The following is a 17,441-nucleotide window of genomic DNA, read 5'->3' on the forward strand; positions in this document are numbered from 1 at the left end:
TATACTGTTTCTGTTATGGAAAAGTTCCGGTGCGGTGTGCCGGGCACAGCAAAGAGGAAAAAGGAAACGAACGATGAAAATTGGATTTGACAACGACAAATATCTCTCGATGCAGTCAGAACATATCCGCGAGCGCATCAAGAAATTTGACAACAAGCTCTATCTGGAATTCGGCGGCAAGCTGTTCGATGATTACCACGCGTCCCGCGTACTGCCGGGCTTCCAGCCCGATTCCAAGCTGCAGATGCTGCTGCAGCTGAAGGATCAGGCCGAGGTGGTCATCGTTATCAGCGCCGAGGACATCATCAGCAACAAGATCCGCGGCGACTACGGCATCACCTACGATCTGGATGTGCTGCGCCTGATCGATGCCTTCCAGGAAGTAGGCCTGTATGTGGGCAGCGTGTGCGTGACCAAGTACGCCGCTGCACCGGAGGTGGAGGCCTTTGAAAAGCGGCTGAACAGTCTGGGCATCCGCACCTTCCGCCACTACAAAATTCCCGGCTATCCCAACGATGTGGCACGCATCGTCAGCGACGAGGGCTACGGCAAGAACGATTACATCGAGACCCAGCGCCCGCTGGTGGTCATCACGGCCCCCGGCCCCGGCAGCGGAAAAATGGCCACCTGCCTTTCCCAGCTGTACCACGAGTACAAGCGCGGCGTGAAGGCCGGTTACGCCAAGTTCGAGACCTTCCCCATCTGGAACATTCCCCTCAAGCACCCGGTGAATCTGGCCTACGAGGCCGCTACAGCCGACCTGAACGATGTGAACATGATCGACCCGTTCCATCTGGAAGCCTACGGCGTGACCACCGTCAACTACAACCGCGATATTGAGATCTTCCCGGTGGTGAACGCCATGTTTGAGCTGATCGCCGGCAAAAGCCCGTATAAGTCCCCCACGGACATGGGCGTGAACATGGCAGGCAACTGCATCGTGGACGATGCGGTCTGCCGCGAAGCCTCCCGCAAGGAGATCCTGCGCCGCTACTTCAAGTGCCTGTGTGAGCAGAAGATCACCGGCACGGTCAAGGAGACCGAGCGCTACAAGCTGGAACTGCTGATGAATCAGGCCGACCTGACCGTGGGCCAGCGCGAAGTGGAAAAGCAGGCTCATGCCCGCAGCGAGAGCACCGGCGGGGCCCCTGCTGCCGCCATTGAGCTGCCGGACGGCACCGTTGTTACCGGCAAGACCGGTCCGCTGCTGGGTGCAGCAGCATCTGCTCTGATGAATGCTCTCAAGGTGCTGGCCGGTATCCCGCAGGAGACCGACCTTGTGAGTGCGGCTTCCATTGAGCCCATCCAGACCCTCAAGACCAACTATCTGGGCGGCAAGAATCCCCGCCTGCACACCGACGAGATCCTGATCGCGCTTTCCAGCTCGGCTGCTTCCAACGAGCAGGCTGCAGCGGCCATGCATCAGCTGCCCAACCTCAAGGGCTGCGATGTGCACTCCACCGTGCTGCTTTCGGGTGTGGATACCAGCACCCTGAACCGGCTGGGAATGTACCTGACCTGTGACCCTGTTTACGAGGAAGAGGACCGCAAGTACCACAAGCAGTAAATTATACAAAAAACAAAACAGGCGCATCCAAAGGCCGAAAGGCTGGCGGATGCGCCTGTTTTTATTGGTTCAGATACCGGTAAAATAGGATTTGTACTTTTCTGCGTACAGCTGGGTGCCCATGCGGCGCAGGCCGCCGTACAGGTGCCGCCGGATCAGCGGTTCAATGGCATCCAGGTCTTTTTCCCGGATCACCCGCAAAATTTCCCGGTGCTCGCTCAGCACATCCGGCACATTGTTGGCCCGCACCACATCCAGACGGGTAAAGCGGGAATAATCCGGCTGCGGCTTTGTCAGGTTCTGCCAGATGTACCACTTGTTCATGCTGCAAAACCAGATGGCGTGCATTTCCAGATCCAGCGTCAGGAAGGCATTGATATCCACGTTGTCCGGGTCGGTCATGGTCTGGGCCATCTCTTCCAGCAGGTCATATTTGTGCTTGATTTCGATGTACTCTTTGGGCGAACAGACCTGAATGAAATCGCGCAGCACCGTGCTTTCAACGGCTGTGCGCTGGTATACGATCTGATCCACGATATCCAGATTGATGGGGGTGACGATGGTGCCCTTGCAGGGAATGATCTGCACAAAGCCGTTCTGTTCCAGCCGCTGCAGGGCAGCGCGCACCGGTGTGCGCGAAATGCCGAACCGTTTGCACAGCTGATTTTCGCTGATGGTCTCTCCGGGCTTGATCTTCAGCGTAACGATCTCATATTCCAGCGTCTGGTAGATGTCCTCCGGATGCAGCTGTTCAGCCATGTGCTCACACTCCATTTACATAGTTGATGATAAGATATTTCTATTTTAGCCTGCCAAAAAGAGATTGTCAACGTATGAGAATGAAGTATACAATAGCCTGTATACAAGTATAGGAAAAGCTCCGAAATTTATCATATCTGACAAAAATTGATATATCAGATGAAAATGAACGGAATTGTGTCATCAAATTGTAACAGTTTTCACGAGAAACGGATAAGATTGTTAGTTATGCACAAAGAAACTTTACGAAGTTGGTGAAGTTTGGCTTTTGTGCGGATGTGAATTTTCTGTTACGATTAGCGTGCAATGAAAATGCTGTATACAGGGGCCGCCAAAAACTTTGCTAGAGTACAAGGCAAAACGGCACCCTTGAAACAAGGAGGAAGAAGATTATGAAAAAGGTCTCTCGTCGCAATTTCCTGAAGGTGTCTGGTGCAATGGCAGCTGCAGGTGCTCTGGCAGCCTGCGGCGGTTCCGGTGCATCCACTCCGGCTGCTTCCGGCGCAGCATCCACCAGCACTGCAGCAAGTGCCGCAGCAGCCGGTGAGGACAAGTTTGCATCTCTGGGCGACTTCACCATGACCGTGGGTCATGCACAGCCCGAAGGCAACCCCCGCTTTGTTTCCATGGAGCAGTTTGCCGCCGATGTGGCAGAGACCACCAACGGCCATGTGAAGATCGAGGTTTACGGCAACGGCCAGCTGGGCACCGAGAAGGAGATGCTGGAGCAGGTCGTGGCCGGCACCGTGCAGGGCATGCGCGGCGGTCAGTTCGACTTCAGCCCCCGCCTGCTGATGTTCACCCTGCCCTTCCTGACCAACACCCGTGCACAGGTCACGGCTCTGCTGCAGAGCGATCTGGCACAGAAGGTGTGCGCTGAGGCCGAAGGCGAGACGGGCACTGTCATCATTAACCTGTGCGATGCAGGCGGCTACCGCCAGTTCTCCAACTCCAAGCACCCCATCAAGGCTCCCGCAGACCTGAAGGGCCTGAAGATGCGCACCAACGGCATGAAGACCATTGACATGACCTTCCAGGCAATGGGTGCTACCACCACTACCATCCCGTACTCCGACCTGTACATGGGCCTGAAGACCGGCGTTGCAGACGGTCAGGAGAACCCTGGGTCAACGTGGAGGGCATGAAGTTCTATGAAGTGCAGAAGTACTTCACCGAGGTCAACTACCAGTTCCATCCGGATCCCTTCTATGTGAACGCAGCATGGTGGAACGGCCTGCCCGAGGAGTACCGCGATATCATTACCGAGTGCGCCACCAAGATGGGCGAGTACAACGACGAGCTGATCGACAAGAACTCCAGCGCCGCAAAGCAGACCATCGTGGATTCTGGCTGCGAAGTCTACGAGCCCTCTGCCGATGAGCTGAAGGCCTTCCAGACCGCTGTGCAGTCCGTGTACGACCAGTGTGTCACCGAGGGCATCTGCACCGCCGACGAGATCAAGGAGATGCAGGATATCGTCGCAAAGGCATAAGCAGAAACGACCAAAGGCAAAAACGGCCATGTTACGGTAAAGGCGAGAGGGCAGCCTGCGGGCTGCCCTCTGCTGTAACAGGCCAATGGAAAAAGTTGTAAAATAACCGAAAGGGGCTGAGCACCATCGAAAAGCTGAAAAAAATCGGCAAGAAGCTGTTTGACGTATACTTTACCATCGGCGTGATCGCCATGGCACTGCTGGCGGCTCTTGTGATCTTTACCGTTATTGCGCGCTACTGCTTCTCCCTGAGCTGGAAGCAGCTGGCAGAGTTCAACACCACCCTGTTTGCCTTTACCACTTTCTGGGGCATGGGCATCAACGTGATCAAGGACGAGCACGTCATGATCGACATCCTTTACGACGGCGTAAAGCCTGCCCGCAAGCGCTGGCTTGCCATCATCAACTACCTCATCGTGCTGGCTGTGGTGCTGGTGTTCACCTATCAGGGCTTCAAGTATGTGGGCGTTGCCGGTAAGCAGATCAGTCAGGGCATGGAGATCCCCATGATGTATATGTACGGCATCATGCCGGTGTGCGGCATCATCTGTGCCATCTGCGTCGTGATCAAGATCATCACCCTGTACAAGGCCGATATTTCCTACTTTGCGCCCAAGAATCAGGCGCTGAGCCGTGACGACGCATAAGCGGAAAGGGGAGAATACACAACTATGGCAATGCTCATCCTTCTGGTGCTGCTGATCTTCTTTGCCGCGCTGGGCATCCCGCTGGCCTTCGCCATCGGCGCTTCCTGTGTGACCTACATCCTGATCTATGCACCTACCTTTATTACCATGCTGCCGCAGCGCGTGTGGAACGGTGCCTACAGTGAGCTGATGATCGCCATGCCGCTGTTCATGCTGGCTGGTGAGCTGATGAACACCGGCGGCATCACCCAGCGCATCATCAACTTCTGCATGGAGCTGCTGCGGCCCATCCGCGGTGGTCTGGGCGAAGTGAACATCGTGGCTTCCATGATCTTTGGCGGTATTTCCGGTTCCTCTGTGGCCGATACCTCGGCTCTGGGTTCCATCCTGATCCCCGCCATGGAGAAGGAAGGCTACCCGCCGGAAGCTTCTGCCGGTATCACGGTGGCATCCTCCACCATGGGCATGATCATCCCGCCCTCCACCCCCATGATCGTTTACTCCATGATCTCCGGTGCATCGGTGGGTGCGCTGTTCGTGGCAGGTGCCGTGCCCGGCATCCTGATCGGTCTGACCCAGCTGGTGCTGGTGTACATCATCAGCGCCAAGAAGGGCTGGCATCCGGAAAAGGTCAAGTTTGACGGCAAGCGCGCCGCCAAGAGCCTGCTTTCCGGCATTCCTGCCCTCATCATGCCGCTGTTCATCATCATCTGCGTTTCCTTCGGCGTGTGCACTGCATCCGAAAGTGCCGGTGTGGCCGTGCTGTATTCCATGCTGGTGGGCTTCTTCGTCTACAAGGAGCTGACATGGAAGGGTGTCTGGGAGGCTTTGAAAAAGACCCTGATCTCTTCTTCCTCCATCATGCTCATCATCGGCTTTACCACCATCTTTACATGGGTGCTGACCATGCAGAAGGTGCCGCAGACGGTGGGTGCCTTCTTCATGTCCCTGAACATGCCCGCATGGGCCATTGCACTGATCTTTGATGTGCTGATCCTGATGATCGGCACCTTCATCGATGTCAGCCCGGCCATCCTGCTGCTCACCCCCATCCTGCTGCCGGTCATGGTGCAGTACGGCTTCTCGCCGCTGCAGTTCGGTGCCATGATGATCACCGGTCTGGCCATCGGTCTGGTCACTCCGCCGGTCGGCATGTGCCTGAACGCCTGCAACAAGATCAACCGTATGCCCATCATCGAGATCTTCAAGGGCGCAGCGCCCTACGTGATCTGCAACGTGATCGTTCTGATCTCCATCAGCCTGTGGGGCCCGCTTACTACCGCCCTGCCGCAGCTGCTGGGCTACAGCATCTTCTGAGAGCAACGCGTATACCTCTTATAAAAAACAGGCAGCGCTCCCTTGCGGGGCGCTGTTTGTTTTTTGCACGCAAACAGGCGGAACCGTTGTATTTGACGGACAGATATGGTACACTAAGGCCACTTGTGTATAGGAATATAGGAAAAGAGGAATTAAATCATGGATACGCAAAAACAAAAGCGCAGCGCCTTTTCCGGCAAGATCGGCTTTGTGCTGTCGGCCGCAGGCGCTTCGGTGGGTCTGGGCAACATCTGGCGGTTTCCGTACCTCGCCGCGAAATACGGCGGCGGCATTTTTCTGCTGGTGTACATCGTGCTGGCTGTCACCTTTGGCTACACGATGATCGTGGCCGAAACGGCACTGGGCCGCATGACCCACAAAAGCCCGGTGGGTGCCTTTGGCGCCTTTGGCAAAAAGGGCGGCCTGCGGTTCGGCGGCTGGATCAATGCGGTCATTCCCATTCTGATCGTGCCGTACTATTCGGTCATTGGCGGATGGGTCATCCGCTATCTGTCGGAGTATATCAGCGGCCATGGCAGTGAGCTTTCGCAGGACGGTTATTTTTCCAATTTCATTTCCAGCGGACTGTCGGCAGAGGTGTGCTTTCTGATCTTCACGGCCTTTACGCTGGCCATCATCTTTGCCGGTGTGCGCAACGGCGTGGAGCGTGTTTCCAAGGTGATGATGCCGGTGCTGGTGGTGCTTTCGGTGGTCATTGCGGGCTACTCGGTCACGCGCCCGGGTGCGTTGGCAGGCGTGAAGTATTTTCTGGTGCCGAACGTGGCAAACTTTTCCTGGATGACGGTGGTCACGGCCATGGGCCAGATGTTCTATTCGCTGTCCATCGCCATGGGCATTCTGGTCACCTTTGGCTCCTATATGAAGAAGGAGGTCTCCATTGAGGAATCCACCGAGAACGTGGAGGTGTTTGACACGGCCATTGCCATCATGGCGGGCCTGATGATCATTCCGGCGGTGTTCTCCTTCTCCGGCGGCGACCCGGACACCCTGCAGGCCGGCCCGGCGCTGATGTTCATTACCATCCCCAAGGTGTTCGAGAGCATGGGCTTTGGCCATGTGGTGGGCATCCTGTTCTTTTTGCTGGTGCTGTTTGCAGCCGTGACCAGCTCCATTGCCCTGACCGAGAGCGCTGTCTCCACCTTTGAGGACGAGCTGGGCTGGAGCCGCGAGCGCGCAACGGCACTGATCGGCCTGATCATGGTGGCGCTGGGCAGCCTTTCGGCACTGGGCTATGGCCCGCTGGCGGGCGTGACGGTGTTCGGAATGCAGTTTCTGGATTTCTTCGATTTCCTCACCAACTCTGTCATGATGCCCATTGCAGCCATTGCTATCTGCCTGCTGGTGTCCCGCGTGATCGGCGTGCAGAAGATCGAAGAAGAGGTGACGCTGGGCGGCAAGCCCTTCCGCCGTAAAAAGATCTTCAACTTCATGATCCAGTATCTGTGCCCCATCTTTGCGGCCATTATCCTGATCAGCTCTGTGGCAAATGCTCTGGGCTGGATCGCAATGTAAAAACAAAAAAGCGCAGAAGGTGTTTCTCAAAGGAAGCCTTCTGCGCTTTTTTGTATGTCCAAAAGGTTTTCTTATGCTGTGAAGTTGCATAAAGCATAGAAAACGGCGATTTTGGCCTCAATTAGCTGGAAGCCTGATTTTATTAGCTGGAACCGAAAATTCTGCTAATGGCATTCGCTGGCTAATTTTGGTGATAGGTTCAAAATGAAAAATGCGAAGATCGTCTTTCACATGGAAAAATGACCTTCGCATTTTCTTAAAATGGCGTCCCCGCCCGGATTCGAACCGGGGGCCTCAGGCTTAGGAGTAGACCGTACACCTGTAAACCCATTACAAAATAGGGTAATATATTCTACTCTATATCAACGAATTTTTTGTTGTGATGTCAACGTATGTAAATGGATTCGAACCTTTTTTATTCTGTGTAAACGGATGTTTATTAGCTGGAAATTAGCTGAGCTAATGAAAAGTGGCCGCTCTATTGTACAACGCTCACCTTTCATTAGCTGGGAGGTGTACGTTTCCCTACGGATATTTGCTTGTATAGCATTCGTGAACCAGACCATACAGCCGTAGCTGGTGTGATGGACAAATGTTTTCAATAGAAAAAGATCAGAGCTTTCTGCGAGAAAACTCTGGTCTATGTAACAGTGCGAATGGAAATGCGCATTGTCTTGTAAAAGGAAGGGGCTTATGGTATTCTTACTTTAAGTAAGGGAGTGGCAACGATGTGCAGAGCATTTGAAGAAGTGAGAGAAGAAACAAAGCATGAGCAGTCGATTGAAATTGCAAAATCTTTGCTAGAAGTTGGAAAAATGACCTATGAAGAAATTGCTCGGTCGGTTCAGCTTCCTGTTGAAGAAGTAAAGGCACTGGATACAAAGAAACCCGCCTGATCTTGATTCAGCCAAGATATTCTTAAAAACAAACAGCGGCAGTTTTCCCAATCGGAAAGCTGTCGCTGTTTATGTATAGAGGCCTATAAGTTCTTTGCAAGATTTTTGATGAGTTCGGCCATAGAGGGGTTGGCCAGCAATTTGGTAAGTGCTGCTGCCGCATCTGCATCAACCGCGCTGTTCTCAGGGATGGGCTGCGCTGTTTGATGGGGCATTTCAGGCTCTGCGCCATGATGCTGGTAGAAGAAATCATCAAAACGCTGTGCATTCAGACGCCGATCATCATCCAAGATATGTGCATACTGCTCTGTGACCATCGAAGCCTGTGCATGGCCGGAGTCACCCTGAACAGCTTTGATATCACCGCCGTTCAGTTTGAGTTTGTATGTAATACTGGAGTGTCGGAAGCTATGAAAGACCACTTTGGGGAGATCGTTTTCCTCAATCAGCTGCTTCAATGCACCGTTAATGGTGGATTGTTCGGTCGGCATTCCCAGCGGGCCGGCAACCACGAGATTATAGTCTGCATACTCTGCACCCAGTGCGTCCTTTGTCATGTCCTGCTCGGCTTTATAGTGGACAAGCATTTCAGCAACTGTTTTGGGGAGAAAAATGGTTCGGATACTGCTGTCTGTTTTAGGGCTTTTCAGAACCTGGACCGTGGTGCAGCGGGAACTCAGCGAGGGAAAACGAGTGATGACATTTTTATTTTCCAAGGCGTTCAGCAAAGCAATATCTACACGCTGCAATTCCTTATTTATGTAAATGGAGGCTCGCCCGGCTTCAATGCTTTCGGGGGAGATATCCACACAATCCCATGTCAGACCGAGCAATTCCCCTAAGCGCAGGGAACAAGAGAAGGAGAGGTTGATGCACAGCCGCAGCTTCGGATCATCACAAACTTTCAAAGCACGGAACAGCGTTTCAGCTGTCCAGATATCACGTTTCTTGGAAGTGTACTTGGGCAGGGTAGCGTAAATGCAGGGATTCTTTTCCATGAGTTCCCATTTTACAGCCTGCTCAAAGGCGCTCCGCAGAATCTTATGAACCGAACGGACTGTACTGGGGGAAACAAACTGGTGCTTCCGCTTCCCACACATAGGGTCAACGGCTTCGTATTTAAGCAGCCGCTGATAATATCCCTCAATTACGCGGGTGGTGAGATCTTGCAGCTTCATTGAGCCGATAAGCGGTTCTATGTAGTTTGAAATCAGTGCAGTGTTTGATTGATAGGTTGAAAGTGCCCATTTGGTTCTTCCGTACAGGGTGACGTATTCTTTAAGCAGGTCTTTTAGAGTTCGGCACTGGGGTGCCACAAAGGTACCGACGGATTCTTTGTATTCGACCTCTTTCTTACGGTTTTTGGCATCTGCAAGGTCGGTAAAGGTTTCCCATTTCTGCTTTAGCGTTCCATTAGTGTGTTTGTAGGTATAGACAACGCAGTATCGGTTATTGCGTTTGACAATGCTAGCCATTATACATCCTCCTCTACTTTACGTTTGGACTTCAGAACTTCATCGAAAGCATCTTTTTGGATGCGTTTTACCCTTCCCAACTTCATCGTTGGAATTCCTTCTTTGAGAACCCACGAGTCAAGTGTTGGGCGGCTGATTCCGTAAAAAGCCTGAATTTCCTGAAAACTGTAGTATTTCCCATTCTTGGGACATTGCAGTTTTAGCGGCGGCTCCTCATGCGTTTCTTTTTTCGGTTTTTGAAGTTGGTATGTAGATTGGCTTTTAAGCCATGCCTTAAAACTTTTTTTGGTAATGCGCGGCCTGTCGGCCACGCGCTCAATGACGAAACAATCTCGGTATTTTTTGCAATCAAGAATCCCATAAACATTCTTGCGTGGGATACCGAGTAGTTTTGCCATTTCCGGGATGGAGATGGTTTGCGCTTCAATCTCCCGGTCACGCTCACGGTCGGCTGCTGTGCGGTAGCGACTTTGTGATCGGTACCACCGCTCAAAGTCCTCTTTGGGAATTCTCATACAGAAGTCTGCCGTTTCTGTTTTCAACTTGCCCTGTCGGATGAGTGTATAGATCGTTTCGGGTTTCACCTTCAATATCTCGGCGGCGTCAGGAACGGAATAGGACCGTTTGCAAAGTTCCTCGCCCGGTGGCGAACCATTGACCTTATGATATTTGACCTGATTGGCATACCATTTCTCAAAGCTGGAAATAACGATACGCCTTTTGTCGTTTATCAGAATGACTTCAAAGAGATTCTTATGAAGCAGCCAATAGCTATCTGTTTTGCCAAGGCCGAGAAGCTGCCGCATCTCACGAACCGACATGGTGGTTTTGGTAGTGGCAGGTTCAGCTTTTCCGTATAAGGGAGCCGAAGTATTCCGCATATCATCCATGAAAGACACCTCTCTATCTATGTAAAAGTTTAGCCGGGATTTCTCATCCCGGCTAAAGAATAGCAGATTTCGCTTGAAATGTTGAGGATGTCAAACAGCAGGATTGCGTTCAACAGTGCCATCATTGAGCCATGCTTCAAAGCTGGCTTTGGAAATACGGTAAGCGCCGCTTACCTTGAACCAGCGGAATTCGTTCTGCTTCAGTAGACGGTAGACAGTGGGACGGCTCAGGAGCAGCATTTCCATCAGGTCTTCTACGGTATAGCAGCGGCTGTCCTTTGCTGTGGAAACAGGGGAGGAAACCGAGTTGGGCGAAGGTTCTTCATGGATAATCATTGGATAATACCTCGTTAAATATACTTAAAGTTAAAACTTGAGCGGCAATGCAGCCCGGCGGCTGCCACCATTATAAATAGTATAGACCTGCTGAAGGTACTTCGTCTTGCCGGGAAGGCTTACGCCTGCGGTTCGTGCAAGGCGAAAAATCGTGAATGCATCGACCTGCCGCAGTTTGGCAATCAGACGGCTTTTACTGTATTCGGAGTGGTACAGTTCTACAAAGCGGCAGATGCCGAGCAGATTTGCAGAACTCATGGAATCAGGTTCTCCGTCCCACGCATTCAGCAAAACATCAAGGGATTCGATATACAGTTCAGGACCAAGCCGGATGAATTCGTGATAGGCGGTTGCGATGCAGCTGATCCGCTGCTTGCCCCTGCCTTCTTCAAAAGAAAGATGAACGCCAGCCAATTCGGTGGCCTGCTGGAATGCAACGGCAGCAGGCTCCCCTGCAAAAATCAGGGCACGGAGCTTCTGCCCTGCACTCAGCCGTTCCGAAATGCCTGTCTGCTGTGCAAACAGGAGGGCTTCTTCCTGCTCGGTCATGTTAAAGTAGACCTTGCAGCGAATCTGCAGATCATCACCACCGTTCAGGAACTTCCGGGCAGCGATGGTGTTCTGCCCGTCCATCACATAGTAGTGACCATCCCGGAAGCTGATCTTCGGCTCATTGGCAACCCGCTCGTCAAATTCTTTTGCGATACGGGCAACACGAGCGGGGTGAAGAGCACGCTGATAAGTGTCGCGCGGCACGATCAGCTCACTGCTGTTCAGGCACATTTCATGGTAAGGTTTTACCACTGCGTTCATCATAAAGGAACCTCCTTCTTCTTTTGCAGAAAATCAATTCCTGATTGGATAATCAAACCGATTTTCTTCTTTTCGTTATCGGATAAGTGAAAACTGGAATACCGTTCATAACAGATATTCCAGCGGAACATAAGCGATTGAAGTGCATCATCCAGTTCTGCGACCATGAACTCAACAGAAGATTCTGTCGGGGTGGAGAGCATCCTTTCCGATATCTGCTCAATGCTATGTAAATCGCCTTTTGTGTGCTTGGTGAGAGCAGGGGGCTGACTGTTCAGCACCCGAAGATTCTGAAACTGCTGGGAGAGCAGCTCTTTTGCAGCGGCGAGAACATCCTCCTGCGGAGGAGCCGTAAGGTATTTTCGGAATGACTTATACCCAATGAACCCAAAGCTGTATTGCAGACACACTGACACTTGCCGCATTTCATATTTGGACAGGTGCCCAAGGTAGCTTAACACTCTGGATTTATCTGCAGGGCGCGGGCTTTCGCAAATCGCCATAGATGGCGCACTCAAAAAACGATTGTGCAGAATAAAATGCGTTGGCATATTTCGCTTTTTGATCTGTGTTGTCAGCGGAACGACCAGAAGAACATTGGAATAAAAATTACCGTCATCGTTTTGGACAACAATGGCAGGTCGGATGCCGCCTTGCTCGGAACCGCTGTAAGGATTCAGATCCATCATGTAGACATCCCCGCGCTTGTACATCCAGTTTGCGGGCATAGGCGGATACTCTTTCTCTTTTTTACCTCGTGTGGCCAATTTGGATTTCTCCTTTCTATCCGTATATGTAACAGTGGGCTGCTCGCACAGCCCACCCTACTATCTCAAACAGCAAATTGCTGTGATTTATAGTTCTATACCTTTCCGTATTTGTCCCTGACATCCCCGGAAACCGAAAACTCTGTTTTCGTGTGGGAAATCTTTCAGCCGTCCGGCAGCGTACCGAATCCATAGGGTTCTCACCTCTCCGTGGTTCTCACCGAGCTGCCCGAAGGCAGAAGTATCATTATTCTGTGATGGCTCTTAGCTATGGAGAAGCTGTCATCCATTTACCGTCAACCTACCGCTCATTCCCTCAGTGGGAGATCATCGCATTTGTTACGGACGTGGCTCATCATCACAGGAACGTGACTGAAGAATGCGTGTTCAATTTTCAAGGGGCGGGATAGCTTGAGGGCTGCTTTGAACGCTTGCCGAAGCTATGGCTGTATTGTAACCGATGCGGAACGAAATGAACAGGAACTCAGAGTTCACAATTTTTGAGGAAAATAGGAAGTATCGTTCCTATTTCTCGATGAGCCGTCAAAAATATATTTCCTGACTTTATGTAAGAAATGAAGTATTATACTCGTAAGAAACTAACTTACGAGTATATAAATTCGATAAATACACTTTTGGGAGGGAACAAAATGAGCCGATTTTACTGCCGCGATGAGGAACTTCGGAAGTTAAATAAACGATATGAGAATACCGTAATGAAAAAATCGGTTTGGACGAACTGGAACTGATTCGGGAATATGCAGCAGTCTTTGGGAAAGGAACAAACTACCACTACTACATTTTCTCGAAAGGCGGATTTACGGACGGACTACTTCAGGCACAGGAACGCGGAGAAGTACAGCTGCTTACCCTCGCCGATATTTTTGAATAACACAAGAAACGCTCTTGCCGGTGTAAAACTGGCAGGAGCGTTTCTTGTTGAAGTGATTATAAAAGACCTTTGATTTTTTCAATATGATCTATAGCGGCTTGCAGTTCATTTTGAAACTGATCCCTAGAAGGATCTCGACCCAAAAGAAGATAATCCATACTGACATGGAAGTATTCTGCAATATCGATCAGGATTTTTACAGAGCCATTGGAGCTTCCCCTTTCAAGATCGCCGAGGTGTCGATGGGAAACACCAAGTTTTTCCTGCGATAACTTCGCATTTGTACGCAAAGTAAAAATACGGTTACCAATAGCATTCGGATCAAAGCTCATGTGTGACCTCCAAATTTTCGATAAAGCGTGAGAAGTCGAAAACTCGGAGTTGCTACGGATATCTAGCCGCTTGGGGCATCCACGAAAAACGGACAAACATAAAGCCTGCTCCTTTTTACGGGAGCAGGCTTCCTGAAGGCTAAAAAAATAGCCGGACAACAACCAACTGAGGGATCTTCAATGAAAATCTCTCAATCAGCTGTTGCCCGGCTATTTGGAGCACGTTTCATACATTGCCTTGCGGCAATGGCCCGTTGCTCGGAGCGAACAGTCCATATTCAGGGTGCAATGCACCCGTATTTGTTAAAATGACTGGAAAATCACCGGCATCTAAATGCCAGATCAAGTCTCAGGGTTTCTTTGCATCTATTGCACTTCACTTGTAGTATACCTGAACACCCCTCGATTTTTTGGTATAACTTATTTCCACAAACAGGGCAAAATCTCCAGCCTATGCTAAATTCTGCCTGCTGTGTAGTAGTCGGTGCTTTACCGGCAAAGGGACGGTTCTTTAACTGAATCATATTCATTCTCCAAATCGCATGATGTCCAATGGATGGCAGTGGATGGGTTTGCCTTTTATAACCTGCATCTGCTGCAGTCTGATCCTGATTGCAGACCAAGAAACCCCAATCCGTCGAGCCATCTCCAGAATTTTTTCATAGTTAGGGTCAGACACTGATTTGTACAGAATCCCATTTGGCAGAGTCAACGCCACACGTTCTATTTCGGCATTGATCAGAAATGTTGGCATCAGCAGCTCTGCTGCAAGGGTATCCGCCTGCCATTCTTCCCACGAGGCCTTTCCGTTTCTTTCCCGATAGACAATGTGCCCACGGCACTTGACTGCTTTTCCGTAGTCGTTCGGAAACAGATCAGCCAAAATCTGATGTGCTGCTTCATGCGCTATTGTGAAATTCCGGCATCCAGTGCATCTGTCTGCCGCAAGAGCAGAATCGATTACGATATCCCTCGGCATAAATACTTCAACAAGCTTTGTTCCATCCTCAAGGGTTGCTGTGAAGCTACATCTCTGGAAAACCGTTAATCCAAGGATGTGACCATCGCTACACAGCGGCAACATCTTCAGGTTCAGTCCAAGAACAGAATTTGCAAACTGCTCTGGGTTAATAGGAGCGGGGTCATTTTTGCTTATTCCGAAGAGTGCATAGTACATTTCAATATATTTGCCTGCTATGCACGAGAGTTCTGCACGCGATAAGTATCTTGCCATTATGAAGCCCTACCTTCTGATGTGGCACAGTAGGCTTCCACGAACCACTTGCCCTTTTCAAGCCAAAGATTCCGCTTCTGCCCGCAAATCAGGCAGGTGAAGCAATGTCCTTTCACGCCAAAACGTGATGTACCGTGCTTGACTGCCAAGACACGATCAATTCCATAAGTGCGAGTCTTGTCATAGTTTATGGCAAGAGGACGGATCTTGCCGTCAGGAGTAAAACGAACATCCACTTCGACGTATCTTTTCTCACGGCGAAGGTTGTAATCACCACACATCAGAATTCCTCCTTTTTGCAGATTTATCAGAATGCAGCGTGCATTACTTGCGAATCATACTGCGTGCCACGAGCTGTTTTTCGTTTAACAGAGGAACGGACACTGTATGCTTTTTCCACTCATCCATAGAGCAGGTTACTGCTTTGCACAGACGGCATTTTGTCCAGCCGTCGGTTGCATCAAGATCTACATCATAGTTCATGGTTCCGCACATCGGGCATCTTACATTTTCTTTTCTCATATTATCACCTCTCAAAAACGCCAAATATACACGATTTCGGTCCAGAATTAACACCAAAAAGCTGTTATTTGTGGATTTGATTCGATTATACACCCACTTTATGGAGATGTAAATTACGCATTTGTCGCTATTTTGGAGATTTCTTGTTGATTTCTTGTGTTTTCTATACTATAATAGAGATACCGGATCACAAAGGAGTGTTCTTGTTATGAAAAAGAAAACTGCGCTCACCATAATGCACATAGCCCCATCCACGGTGTGCTATGATGCAGTCGCCGCAAGGGATAGTAATGAGGTTGGTCTGATTCTCGCAGCTGTACGAAAAAGGAATGGCTATTCACTTGTAACTTTCTCCGAACTTCTCCGCCACTATGGCGTCGATGTCAGTGACAAGGGAATCAGTAAATGGGAAAAAGGATACACCACTCCCAGCATCTACCAACTGGTTGCAATCTGCCACGCATTGAACATCAAGGAAGGACCTTCCTACTTTACAAAGACCTTTCAGAAACCCGCCCTTCTAAATGCCATCGGGCAAAAAAAAGTCGCCGAGTACGAAATGGACTTGATTGCATCTCGGCGCTACCAGCCAGGCACAGAAGAGCCTGCGAAAATCGACTGCATAACGATGCCAGTATCAGAGTTGCCAGTATCGGCAGGTCTAGGAGCTTTTCTTGAAGGTGAAATGTTTCAACAGATACAGGTGCCTGCCAGTAGCGTTCCGGCAGGGACTGAGTTTGGGATATACGTTAGTGGCGATAGTATGGAGCCGCGTTATCATGACGGACAAATCGTATGGGTGAAGCGCTGCGAAGAACTTGAATGCGGGGATATCGGGATATTCGTATATGATGACTGCGGATATCTGAAAAAATACGATGAACATACCCCAGATAAGTCTCAAGCAGAGTTCTTTACCGACAGCTATGGCGTGGTGCATAACCAACCGGTTTTGGTTTCTCTTAACACCAAATATTCGCCAATCCTTATATCTCCAGAGCAAAGATTTGAGATCGTTGGAAAAGTTTTGAACTAAAAAGATGGGAGGGATTTTCGTGGATACGATCAAACGTGTTCAGGATTTGATGCAAGAGCGTGATATGAATCTGTGTGTGTTGACAAAAAAATGCGGGATATCGTACTCCACAATCCAAAGTACTGCCCGTCGAGGAGGGCAGTTAAGCGTAGAGACGATTGAAAGAATTTGTCAGGGTTTGGGAATTACATTAAAAGACTTCTTCGATTCTTCATATTTGTAAATATGGCAGAAAAAAGCCGTTCACCGAGCTAGAAAACCTGTGCGGTGAACGGCTTTAATATTGCTTCTATTTATTCCCAATAGCATTCACGCATCAAGATGTAGCAGTCATTTTATATGTGGTTCTGACAACAAAAAGAAGTGGAAGTATTCCTATGTTGGAATGCTCCCACTCTTTAGGGATCACAATTCTTGAGTTCTCAGTGCATTTTCAAGCATTTGACGATAATCTTCACAAACCTTTTGGGGTGTGCCATAATAACTCGTGATGAATTCAGTTGCCTTAAATTCATACGAGCAGTGACACGACCAACTGGATTCAGAGGATGAATACATACAGGAGGTTCTAGTATGAACAAATTGATTTCCTGCCACTATAACATGGACACTAACCGGGTGGAAGCCCGGTTCGAGGATGGCACTACCCTTGCCATCGACTGCATCGCCGTGGAGGACGAATACGGCAACACCCCGGCACAGCGGGCAGAACTAGACTGGCTGCTGTACAATAAACCGCTGGAGTACGCACAGATGGTGCTGAGAGGGGAGATTGAGCATTATCTCTCGCTTGGTTGCGACCATGGAAGATTGGAAGATTGATTGACAAGGTTACATAACAGTTAACACAGCTTGCATTTGCCCTGCAATTTTTCAGAATGGAACGCCCCAAGGGCATCCGGTCTATATCCGGCAGATTTTTCATAAAGAATC

At 50.1% G+C, this 17,441-nt stretch carries 19 protein-coding genes and 1 pseudogene; 10 read left to right on the forward strand and 10 right to left on the reverse strand.

The genetic code is table 11. The features are described 5' to 3' along the window. Nucleotides 1-73: 73 nt before the first annotated feature. Complete coding sequence (locus PXT33_RS03895) at nt 74-1,567, forward strand: DUF1846 domain-containing protein (protein WP_044954306.1); 1,494 nt, start codon at nt 74-76, stop codon at nt 1,565-1,567. Nucleotides 1,568-1,636: 69 nt separating this feature from the next. Here the strand turns inward: PXT33_RS03895 and PXT33_RS03900 are convergent, their stop codons facing one another. Continuing rightward, a complete protein-coding gene (locus PXT33_RS03900; RefSeq protein ID WP_291013515.1) occupies nt 1,637-2,326 on the reverse strand; it encodes a GntR family transcriptional regulator in 690 nt (229 codons plus the stop codon). Between the two features lie 392 nt (nt 2,327-2,718). Here PXT33_RS03900 and PXT33_RS03905 point away from each other — a divergent pair. From PXT33_RS03905 to PXT33_RS03925, 5 genes and pseudogenes are all read left to right on the forward strand, one after another. Then, nucleotides 2,719-3,818, forward strand: a pseudogene (locus PXT33_RS03905) (TRAP transporter substrate-binding protein). 191 nt (nt 3,819-4,009) lie between these two features. Then, a complete protein-coding gene (locus tag PXT33_RS03910; protein ID WP_097780928.1) occupies nt 4,010-4,465 on the forward strand; it encodes a TRAP transporter small permease in 456 nt (151 codons plus the stop codon). Nucleotides 4,466-4,489: 24 nt separating this feature from the next. Beyond that, the gene (locus PXT33_RS03915; protein ID WP_097780898.1) at nt 4,490-5,782 is read left to right on the forward strand and encodes a TRAP transporter large permease; all 1,293 of its coding nucleotides are present in this window, start codon (nt 4,490-4,492) and stop codon (nt 5,780-5,782) included. A gap of 159 nt (nt 5,783-5,941) precedes the next feature. Continuing rightward, the gene (locus PXT33_RS03920; protein WP_097780897.1) at nt 5,942-7,315 is read left to right on the forward strand and encodes a sodium-dependent transporter; all 1,374 of its coding nucleotides are present in this window, start codon (nt 5,942-5,944) and stop codon (nt 7,313-7,315) included. Nucleotides 7,316-8,043: 728 nt separating this feature from the next. Then, nucleotides 8,044-8,211, forward strand: a complete 168-nt coding sequence (locus PXT33_RS03925; protein ID WP_179858992.1) for a hypothetical protein — start codon at nt 8,044-8,046, stop codon at nt 8,209-8,211. A gap of 83 nt (nt 8,212-8,294) precedes the next feature. Here the strand turns inward: PXT33_RS03925 and PXT33_RS03930 are convergent, their stop codons facing one another. The 5 genes from PXT33_RS03930 to PXT33_RS03950 form a co-directional block, all read right to left on the reverse strand. Next, entirely contained in the window at nt 8,295-9,686 is a 1,392-nt protein-coding gene (locus PXT33_RS03930; RefSeq protein ID WP_332375994.1) for a tyrosine-type recombinase/integrase, read from the reverse strand. After that, nucleotides 9,686-10,576, reverse strand: coding sequence for a helix-turn-helix domain-containing protein (locus PXT33_RS03935; RefSeq protein WP_005928318.1), 891 nt, complete (start codon nt 10,574-10,576; stop codon nt 9,686-9,688). The genes PXT33_RS03930 and PXT33_RS03935 overlap by 1 nt, the downstream gene beginning before the upstream one ends. A 90-nt stretch (nt 10,577-10,666) precedes the next feature. Beyond that, complete coding sequence (locus PXT33_RS03940) at nt 10,667-10,912, reverse strand: helix-turn-helix domain-containing protein (protein WP_005933015.1); 246 nt, start codon at nt 10,910-10,912, stop codon at nt 10,667-10,669. A gap of 30 nt (nt 10,913-10,942) precedes the next feature. Next, on the reverse strand, nt 10,943-11,728 hold the full coding sequence (locus tag PXT33_RS03945) for a DUF6551 family protein (protein ID WP_005928324.1): 786 nt from the start codon (nt 11,726-11,728) through the stop codon (nt 10,943-10,945). Next, complete coding sequence (locus PXT33_RS03950) at nt 11,725-12,492, reverse strand: type II toxin-antitoxin system PemK/MazF family toxin (protein WP_332375995.1); 768 nt, start codon at nt 12,490-12,492, stop codon at nt 11,725-11,727. Before PXT33_RS03950 ends, PXT33_RS03945 begins: the two co-directional genes overlap by 4 nt. 730 nt (nt 12,493-13,222) lie before the next feature. On the opposite strand from PXT33_RS03950, the gene PXT33_RS03955 reads away from it, so the two are divergent. Continuing rightward, entirely contained in the window at nt 13,223-13,384 is a 162-nt protein-coding gene (locus tag PXT33_RS03955) for a hypothetical protein (protein WP_005946444.1), read from the forward strand. Between the two features lie 56 nt (nt 13,385-13,440). Here the strand turns inward: PXT33_RS03955 and PXT33_RS03960 are convergent, their stop codons facing one another. The 4 genes from PXT33_RS03960 to PXT33_RS03975 form a co-directional block, all read right to left on the reverse strand. Beyond that, nucleotides 13,441-13,716, reverse strand: coding sequence for a helix-turn-helix domain-containing protein (locus PXT33_RS03960; RefSeq protein ID WP_082210885.1), 276 nt, complete (start codon nt 13,714-13,716; stop codon nt 13,441-13,443). A 526-nt stretch (nt 13,717-14,242) separates the two neighbouring features. Continuing rightward, entirely contained in the window at nt 14,243-14,950 is a 708-nt protein-coding gene (locus PXT33_RS03965) for an ImmA/IrrE family metallo-endopeptidase (RefSeq protein WP_173015230.1), read from the reverse strand. Further along, nucleotides 14,950-15,231 (reverse strand): hypothetical protein, encoded by a 282-nt coding sequence (locus tag PXT33_RS03970; RefSeq protein WP_005928337.1) that lies wholly within the window; start codon nt 15,229-15,231, stop codon nt 14,950-14,952. The genes PXT33_RS03965 and PXT33_RS03970 overlap by 1 nt, the downstream gene beginning before the upstream one ends. 43 nt (nt 15,232-15,274) lie before the next feature. Further along, on the reverse strand, nt 15,275-15,472 hold the full coding sequence (locus tag PXT33_RS03975) for a hypothetical protein (protein ID WP_005928340.1): 198 nt from the start codon (nt 15,470-15,472) through the stop codon (nt 15,275-15,277). A gap of 208 nt (nt 15,473-15,680) precedes the next feature. Here PXT33_RS03975 and PXT33_RS03980 point away from each other — a divergent pair, with 208 nt between their 5' ends. The 3 genes from PXT33_RS03980 to PXT33_RS03990 all read left to right on the forward strand — a co-directional run bounded on the left by PXT33_RS03980 (nt 15,681) and on the right by PXT33_RS03990 (nt 17,330). Continuing rightward, a complete protein-coding gene (locus PXT33_RS03980; protein ID WP_332375996.1) occupies nt 15,681-16,508 on the forward strand; it encodes a S24 family peptidase in 828 nt (275 codons plus the stop codon). A 19-nt stretch (nt 16,509-16,527) separates the two neighbouring features. Further along, nucleotides 16,528-16,731 (forward strand): helix-turn-helix transcriptional regulator, encoded by a 204-nt coding sequence (locus PXT33_RS03985; RefSeq protein ID WP_242821978.1) that lies wholly within the window; start codon nt 16,528-16,530, stop codon nt 16,729-16,731. 350 nt (nt 16,732-17,081) lie between these two features. After that, complete coding sequence (locus PXT33_RS03990; protein ID WP_113992750.1) at nt 17,082-17,330, forward strand: DUF6061 family protein; 249 nt, start codon at nt 17,082-17,084, stop codon at nt 17,328-17,330. The last annotated feature ends 111 nt before the right edge of the window (nt 17,331-17,441 follow it).

It is taken from the genome of Faecalibacterium taiwanense, assembly GCF_036632915.2.
GTDB lineage: Bacteria > Bacillota > Clostridia > Oscillospirales > Ruminococcaceae > Faecalibacterium > Faecalibacterium taiwanense.

What these genes read in the sequence shown, in the direction of transcription:
- PXT33_RS03980 (WP_332375996.1), top strand. Translation starts at nt 15,681, where the DNA reads ATGAAAAAGAAAACTGCGCTCACCATAATGCACATAGCCCCATCCACG.
- PXT33_RS03930 (WP_332375994.1), bottom strand. Translation starts at nt 9,686, where the DNA reads ATGGCTAGCATTGTCAAACGCAATAACCGATACTGCGTTGTCTATACC.
- PXT33_RS03900 (WP_291013515.1), bottom strand. Translation starts at nt 2,326, where the DNA reads ATGGCTGAACAGCTGCATCCGGAGGACATCTACCAGACGCTGGAATAT.
- PXT33_RS03975 (WP_005928340.1), bottom strand. Translation starts at nt 15,472, where the DNA reads ATGAGAAAAGAAAATGTAAGATGCCCGATGTGCGGAACCATGAACTAT.
- PXT33_RS03990 (WP_113992750.1), top strand. Translation starts at nt 17,082, where the DNA reads ATGAACAAATTGATTTCCTGCCACTATAACATGGACACTAACCGGGTG.
- PXT33_RS03970 (WP_005928337.1), bottom strand. Translation starts at nt 15,231, where the DNA reads ATGTGTGGTGATTACAACCTTCGCCGTGAGAAAAGATACGTCGAAGTG.
- PXT33_RS03965 (WP_173015230.1), bottom strand. Translation starts at nt 14,950, where the DNA reads ATGGCAAGATACTTATCGCGTGCAGAACTCTCGTGCATAGCAGGCAAA.
- PXT33_RS03925 (WP_179858992.1), top strand. Translation starts at nt 8,044, where the DNA reads ATGTGCAGAGCATTTGAAGAAGTGAGAGAAGAAACAAAGCATGAGCAG.
- PXT33_RS03945 (WP_005928324.1), bottom strand. Translation starts at nt 11,728, where the DNA reads ATGATGAACGCAGTGGTAAAACCTTACCATGAAATGTGCCTGAACAGC.
- PXT33_RS03940 (WP_005933015.1), bottom strand. Translation starts at nt 10,912, where the DNA reads ATGATTATCCATGAAGAACCTTCGCCCAACTCGGTTTCCTCCCCTGTT.
- PXT33_RS03910 (WP_097780928.1), top strand. Translation starts at nt 4,010, where the DNA reads ATGGCACTGCTGGCGGCTCTTGTGATCTTTACCGTTATTGCGCGCTAC.
- PXT33_RS03915 (WP_097780898.1), top strand. Translation starts at nt 4,490, where the DNA reads ATGGCAATGCTCATCCTTCTGGTGCTGCTGATCTTCTTTGCCGCGCTG.
- PXT33_RS03935 (WP_005928318.1), bottom strand. Translation starts at nt 10,576, where the DNA reads ATGGATGATATGCGGAATACTTCGGCTCCCTTATACGGAAAAGCTGAA.
- PXT33_RS03920 (WP_097780897.1), top strand. Translation starts at nt 5,942, where the DNA reads ATGGATACGCAAAAACAAAAGCGCAGCGCCTTTTCCGGCAAGATCGGC.
- PXT33_RS03960 (WP_082210885.1), bottom strand. Translation starts at nt 13,716, where the DNA reads ATGAGCTTTGATCCGAATGCTATTGGTAACCGTATTTTTACTTTGCGT.
- PXT33_RS03895 (WP_044954306.1), top strand. Translation starts at nt 74, where the DNA reads ATGAAAATTGGATTTGACAACGACAAATATCTCTCGATGCAGTCAGAA.